At 47.0% G+C, this 7002-nt stretch carries 4 protein-coding genes; all 4 read left to right on the forward strand.

Going from position 1 to position 7002, the window contains the following annotated elements:
- Nucleotides 1-134: 134 nt before the first annotated feature.
- Nucleotides 135-2687, forward strand: a complete 2553-nt coding sequence (gene bglX / locus ABH897_RS26840) for a beta-glucosidase BglX (RefSeq protein ID WP_404520712.1) — start codon at nt 135-137, stop codon at nt 2685-2687.
- On the forward strand, nt 2684-5152 hold the full coding sequence (locus ABH897_RS26845; protein WP_283655301.1) for a glycoside hydrolase family 3 N-terminal domain-containing protein: 2469 nt from the start codon (nt 2684-2686) through the stop codon (nt 5150-5152). The genes bglX and ABH897_RS26845 overlap by 4 nt, the downstream gene beginning before the upstream one ends.
- A 261-nt stretch (nt 5153-5413) precedes the next feature.
- A complete protein-coding gene (locus ABH897_RS26850) occupies nt 5414-5701 on the forward strand; it encodes a glycoside hydrolase family protein (RefSeq protein ID WP_283656228.1) in 288 nt (95 codons plus the stop codon).
- The gene (locus tag ABH897_RS26855; protein ID WP_283656229.1) at nt 5698-6822 is read left to right on the forward strand and encodes a glycoside hydrolase family 32 protein; all 1125 of its coding nucleotides are present in this window, start codon (nt 5698-5700) and stop codon (nt 6820-6822) included. The genes ABH897_RS26850 and ABH897_RS26855 overlap by 4 nt, the downstream gene beginning before the upstream one ends.
- Nucleotides 6823-7002 lie beyond the last annotated feature (180 nt).

The following is a 7002-nucleotide window of genomic DNA, read 5'->3' on the forward strand; positions in this document are numbered from 1 at the left end:
GATTGGATGGGATAAAGAAACTTCTTTCAAGTCTTCAAATTCTAAGTAAATGATAAGTTGGTCCGATGCGCTTACAAGGACCATACGTAATGTAAAGGATTAAACAAATAGTAATGAAAGTGAGATGAAGAGTAATGATAGGCACTTGGCATTTCCTACTGCAAACGCCTGAATCCACGATTAAATTGCAGTTCATCATTGAAAAAATGGAAGCTTATGCATTGTCCGTCATTGCGGAGCCTTTTCCATTTCCTATTGAGATTCACACCGTGACAGTGGACGGGGATATGCTGCAAGCCAAAGGCTCATCCCGTTACGTAGCGGATGAACCGATTGAATTTGATTTGACCTTCGAAGACGATGAATTCCACGGCAGAGTGAAGCTGCCCTATCAGGAAGCCTTCTTCGTGCAAGGTGCCAAAGGGCCTGGCCCTTCCCTTCAGGATATGCTGATTACCGAGCTTCAACCCTACCGCAAGCATGAGGTGAGGCAGCGAAACGAGGAAGAAATCCGTCAAGCGGTGGAGATACTTCTGGCGAAGATGTCCGTTGCCGATAAGATCGGCCAAATGAGCCAGTGTATGTCGACTAACATTTCTCTCGGATCAGAGGTGGCGTCTGACTCGCCGGAGAAGTTAATTGCAGCAGGCCGGGTAGGCTCGGTCCTCTCGGCTATTACCAGTCGGCGTGTGTTCGAATTGCAAAAAATTGCGGTCGAGCAGTCTCCACACGGGATTCCCTTACTTTTTAACTTTGACGTCATTCACGGGTTTCAAACGGTGTTTCCGGTACCGCTTGCGGGGTCCTGTAGCTGGGATATAGCGGCCATTCGAGAAGCCAGTGCGATCGCGGCGAAAGAAGCTAGTGCCTCTGGCAATACGTATAACCATGGCCCGATGGTCGATATTACGCGAGACCCGCGTTGGGGCCGGGTTGTGGAAGGCGCCGGCGAAGACCCATATTTGGGAAGTCTGATCGCCAAAGCCCAGGTCGAAGGCTTGCAGGGGGACAACTTATTTGATCCAGAGACGCTTATTGCTTGCTTGAAGCATTTCGTCGCTTATGGAGCCGCTGAAGCCGGCCGGGATTACAATACGGTGGACATTTCAGAAGGCACGCTTCGCAATGTGTACTTGCCGCCGTTCCAGGCGGGGATTGAAGCTGGCGCAGGGTCGGTCATGAATGCTTTTAATACTTATCAGGGTGTGCCGGTGGCAGGAAATCGTTACCTCCTTAATGATGTACTGCGGATGGAACTGGGCTTCGACGGGGTCCTGATTTCTGATTATGGTTCCATAGATGAAATTGTTGCACATGGGAATGCCAAGGACAGTAAGGAAGCGGCGAGAAAGGCTCTGGATGCCACGATGGATATTGAGATGGTAACCCGATCTTACGATCAGCTGCAGGAATTGATTGAAGAAGGTCTGGTGGCGGAGAAACAACTCGATGAATCCGTGCGGCGCATCCTGACTCTAAAATACAAGATCGGCATTATGGACGACCCGTTCCGTTATGTGCGTCCAGAGAAAGAAAAGGAGTATCATTTCCATACGCAGCATCTGGAAGTCAGCCGGAGTTTGGCACGGAAATCGATTGTGCTGCTGAAGAATAACGGTGTTCTCCCGCTGGCAAGCAAGGCACAGAAGATAGCCATTATCGGACCTTTTGGTGACAGCAAAGATCTTCTAGGACCATGGCAGTGGTCCCGGTTCACAAAGGAGACCGTTACGCTCAGAGAAGGTATGGAAGAAAAAGGGGTTTCAGAAACACATCTATTGCTTGAAGAAGGTTGTAAGGTTGAAGAAGCAGTGGATGGGGGAGTAGAGCGGGCGGTTGCCGCAGCGGAGCAAGCGGATATCGTTCTTCTGGCGCTAGGAGAGAGCAGTGAAATGTCCGGAGAAGCGGCTTCCCGCTTGGACATTCATTTACCTAAGGTACAGCAGGAGCTTGCAGAGGCCGTTGTTCGGGTAGGGAAACCGACCATTCTGGTATTAACCAATGGCCGCCCACTGGTACTGGACGGGTTCGCACGCCAGGTTGATGCGATCATTGAAACCTGGTTCTTGGGATCTGAGGCCGGGCATGCCATCGCCGATGTACTCTTCGGCGATTATAATCCGTCCGGCAAGCTGACGATGAGTTTCCCGGCCCATTCTGGGCAAGTGCCGGTATATTATAATCATTTCCACACCGGAAGACCTGTAACAGAGAACAATCAAGGACAGAAATTCTTCTCGCGGTATATCGATGGGCCAAATGAGCCGCTGTATCCGTTCGGTTACGGATTAAGCTATACAACGTTTGAGTATTCGGATATCCAGTTGTCTCACACCCAAATGACGGCTTCGGAAACGCTCATTGCCAGCGTCACGGTAACCAATACAGGAAAGGTTTCGGGAGAGGAGACCGTTCAGCTGTACATTCAGGATCTGTATGGCCGTGTGGTTCGTCCAGTAAAAGAACTGAAAGGATTTCAAAAGGTGATTCTGGCTGCAGGCGAAGCACAGGACGTTCATTTCAGCATTACTGAAGCTGATTTGGAGTATTGGAACCTGGAGAAGAAGAACGAAGCAGAGCCGGGGGAGTTCAAGGTATATATCGGATCGAGCTCCTGTGATGTGAAGGAAGCATCTTTCGAGCTTAGCCCAAACTCAAATATAAATTGGCAGGAGGCAGAAAAATGACTTATAAAGATGCAAGCAAATCTATTCCGGAAAGAGTCGAGGATTTACTTGGAAGAATGACCCTCAAGGAAAAGGTAGCCCAGTTATATTGTGCTTCCGTTTCAGATGCCGACGATAGTGTAGCACCGCTGAAAGAAGCGATGAAAGACGGTATCGGGACGTTGAGTTGTCTGAACTCTTCGTTAACCGGGGACAACAAGAAGGATATCGAAAAATTAAAAAGCCTTCAGAAATATCTTTTGGAGGAAACCAGATTAGGGATTCCGGTAATTATTCATAACGAAGGGATCGCTGGAGCGCAGATCCCGGGAGCGACGACTTTTCCGCAGTCGCTGAACCTTGCGTCCACCTGGGAGCCCGAATTAGCGCTAAAAATGGGTGAAGCTGTAAAAAAACAACTAATTGCCTATGGATTCAGGGCAGTACATTCTCCACTGTTTGACTTGGGCAGAGATCCAAGGTGGGGAAGAATTGGCGAAACCTATGGTGAAGATCCTTATTTAGTTGCGCAGATGGGCGTAGCATACGTCAAGGGGATACAGGGTGACCATGAAGTAATGGCGGCCGCCAAGCACTTTGTCGGGTATGGCAACGCCGAAGGAGGAAGAAACGGTGGAGAACAGCAAATCGCGGACAGAAAATTATTCGATACCTATTGTTTTCCTTTTGAGGCGGCCATCCATGATGCCCGGTTGCTGGCTGTGATGAACAGCTACGGCATCTTGAATGAGCAGGCCGTGTCCACTTCAAAATGGCTGCTGACAGACGTACTAAGAGACAAAATGGGTTTCGATGGCTTGGTGGTCGCGGATTATGGCAGCATAAACCATGCGTTTTCACGATATCGGGTGGCCAAGGATCAGAAAGAAACTGCAGTTCTGGCCCTTCGTGCCGGCATGGATGTGGAGCAGCCAAATAACAATTGTTATAAGTACTTAGTGGAAGCGGTCGAATCCGGAGAATTGGAAGAGTTCTATATTGACCGTTCTGTCAGACGGGTGCTGGAAACCAAGTTCAAAATGGGTCTATTTGAGAATCCTTTTGAAATCGGTGATTTCTTTGCGGAAATTTCCAAAGTTGAACCTGCGGAATTATCACAGGAAATTGCTGAGAAATCCATCGTACTGGTTAAAAATGAAGACAACTTTTTACCGCTCCAAAAGAAGCTGAAAATCGCGCTTATCGGCCCTACCGCAGACGAAAGAACGAACTTTTTCGGAGGATATTCCTCTGTGAATTCGGCGAGTACTCAAAGCAGTGACTTCGACAAATCCGAAGAGGATAATTTTTTGAAAATGATTTATGCCGGCGCGATTTCCGAACACAAGGAGACCTATAAAGCTTTAGGACTAGAATTTGATGATAAGCCCACTCCAGAGCAAAAAGTGAAAATTATCAATATGATCAAGCAAAGCTTGAGCTCAGGCAGCAACGCCAACAAAGTATATGACACGACAGAAGAATTTGCCCGGAAATACTATCCGGATTGCAAATCGATAAAGGAAGTCATGGAAGAAGAGTTTGGGTTGGATCAGATCCTGTATGCCAAAGGCTGCACTATTTTTGAGGCTATAGATGGGGGAATCGAAGCCGTAAAGGCAGCTGTTCAGGAAGCAGATATTGTGATTGCTGTATTAGGCGGCAAGGAAAGCATGATTGATCCTCAGGCGACCTGCGGAGAAAACAGGGATAATATCAATATCCAGCTTGAGCAACCGCAATTGGAAATGATGGACGAAGTATTTAAGCTGAACAAACCTGTTATCTCAATTATCGTAGATGGTCGGCCTCTGGCCACGCCTTCGATTAGCGAGCACAGTAAGGCGGTGCTATATTCCTGGCTGCCGGCACAGTTCGGTGCGAAAGCCATTGTGAATATCCTTGCCGGTCGAAGGAACCCGAGTGGAAAGCTGCCGGTGACCATTGTAAGAGAGGTCGGGCAGATTCCGATGTACAACAGCAGATTGCCGCTCTATGTCGACATTAATGATTGGGCGGAATATATCGGGCACGATAAGACTACCCCGCTATATCCGTTTGGACACGGTTTGAGTTATACGAAATTTGAATACAGTGAATTGAATTGGAACCGCACCGTTCAGCCCAATGGAGAATTGAATCTGAGTTTCAAGCTGCAGAATACAGGTTCATATGCGGGAGACGAGGTGGTTCAAGTCTATATAAGAGATAGTGTTGGCAGTGTCGCCCGACCCGTTAAGCAGCTTGTTGGATTTGTAAAAGTAACCCTAGATCCTAATGAAACGAAGGATATTACCTTCAAGGTAAATATGAAACAACTGGCATTCCATGACCTGAACATGGAGCAAGTGGTTGAACCAGGGATGATGGAAGTGTTTATCGGGGCTTCCTCCCAGGATATTCGCTTACAAGGATCCTTTGAAATTGCCGGAGAAAAACTTATTGTAGACAGAAAGGCATTTGCCTCGCAAGTAATTATTAATTAATACGTCTGAAGATAATGGAGGCCGGCGATTGCACGAATGCTTCCTATTACGACCGATATCTTATAGATCAAGGCTGAAACAGATATTCAGAGGAGAGTTGATACCATTAAAGACATGTACCTAACGGACGACAGTAGCAGCAGAAAAGGATCACGAAACAGTTATTATAGGGAGACATACAGGCCTCAATTCCATTATTCACCTGAGAAAAATTGGATGAACGATCCCAACGGCTTGGTTTAATATGAAGGAGAGTACCACCTGTTCTACCAGCATACGCCCCATGATACGCAGCCTGACTTTGGCCGCATGCATTGGGGGCATGCGGTAAGCAAGGATCTAGTACATTGGGACGAACTCCCACCGACAATTCCGCCTGGAGAGGACGGAGCGATCTTCTCGGGAAGTGCGGTGGTGGGTAAGAACAATACAAGCGGATTTTTCAACGAAGAAGGATCAGGATTGGTTGCAATTTATACGAATGAGGGCAACAGGGCTCAACCCGGCAAGCCATTGCTTATAGCAAGGACAAAGGTCGAACCTGGATAAAATATGAAGGTAATCCGGTCTTATTCCCAACGGAAACGCTAGATTTTCGTGATCCGAAGGTGTTTTGGCATGATGAATCGTCGATGTGGATCATGGTCCTTGCTGTAAGAGAACGTGTAGAATTTTACACATCTCCAAACCTGAAAGAATGGTCGTTTGCAAGCGAGTTCGGTTCCGACATTCCGTGTATACACCGAGGGATATTTGAATGTCCTGATGTATTTCGAATCCGAGTAGATGGGGATGAGAATACCACGAAGTGGATACTAATGCTAAGCGTGGGGGATAGAAATGGTGTGAATCCAGACGATCCGGAACCACCGGCAGGGGGTTCTGGCATGATGTATTTCATTGGCAACTTTGACGGTAAGACATTTACTCTGGATGAAGCGCTGGAAACTTTCGATGCTATTAAATGGGTAGACTACGGATCAGACTTTTACGCGGCTGTGACCTGGAATGGCATTCCGAACGAGGACGGACGAAAGATTTGGATCGGCTGGATGAACAATTGGCGTTATGGTACCACGCTACCTTCAGAGGAATGGCGTGGCAAGATGTCAATTCCTCGTGAGCTACAGCTTAGGACTTATCCAGAGGGACTTCAATTAATCCAAACACCCATAAATGAATTAAGTCAGCTAAGAAAACCGATTTTGTCTCTGCAAGATTTGATGATTAAGCCAGGTATGAACGTGTTGTCTGATATTTCCGCAGCCAAGGCAGAAATTATTGTAGAATTTGAAATCGGTACTGCTGTGGAATTCGGGTTTAAAGTACGGAAGTCCGCCAATCAGGAGACGATTATCGGATATAATATCTCGAATGAGGAATTGTTCGTCGATCGGACGAAGTCGAGCGCCACTGATTTTCATTCCGATTTCACAGCAATACACAAGGCCACTATGAAGCCAGAGCATGAGAGGATACAGTTGAGCATTTATCTGGATTGGTCAAGTGTTGAAGTCTTCGGAAATCATGGAAAAACAATCATTTCAGACATGATTTTCCCGGATTTCGAAAGTAAGGGTCTAGAACTCTACGCCATTGGTGGAGAACTAAGGGTCGAGTCGCTTCAGATCAATGATCTAGTAAGCATTTGGGGAAATGAGACTGTTTAGACTTTAGTTACCGTTATCATTCAAATTAAAATTATCTCACGACAGAACTCGTTAAGCAGCGGCTTGATTTGACGAAGTGTTACAGCCCGGCTGCGTGCATCAATATCTGAACTTGGTCCCCAAAACTAATTAAAGTAACATTTTTCTGCCTTGACACGTAACACCCGATCGGTTCACACC

The organism is Paenibacillus sp. RC73 (assembly GCF_044908085.1).
Taxonomy (GTDB): domain Bacteria; phylum Bacillota; class Bacilli; order Paenibacillales; family Paenibacillaceae; genus Paenibacillus; species Paenibacillus terrae_A.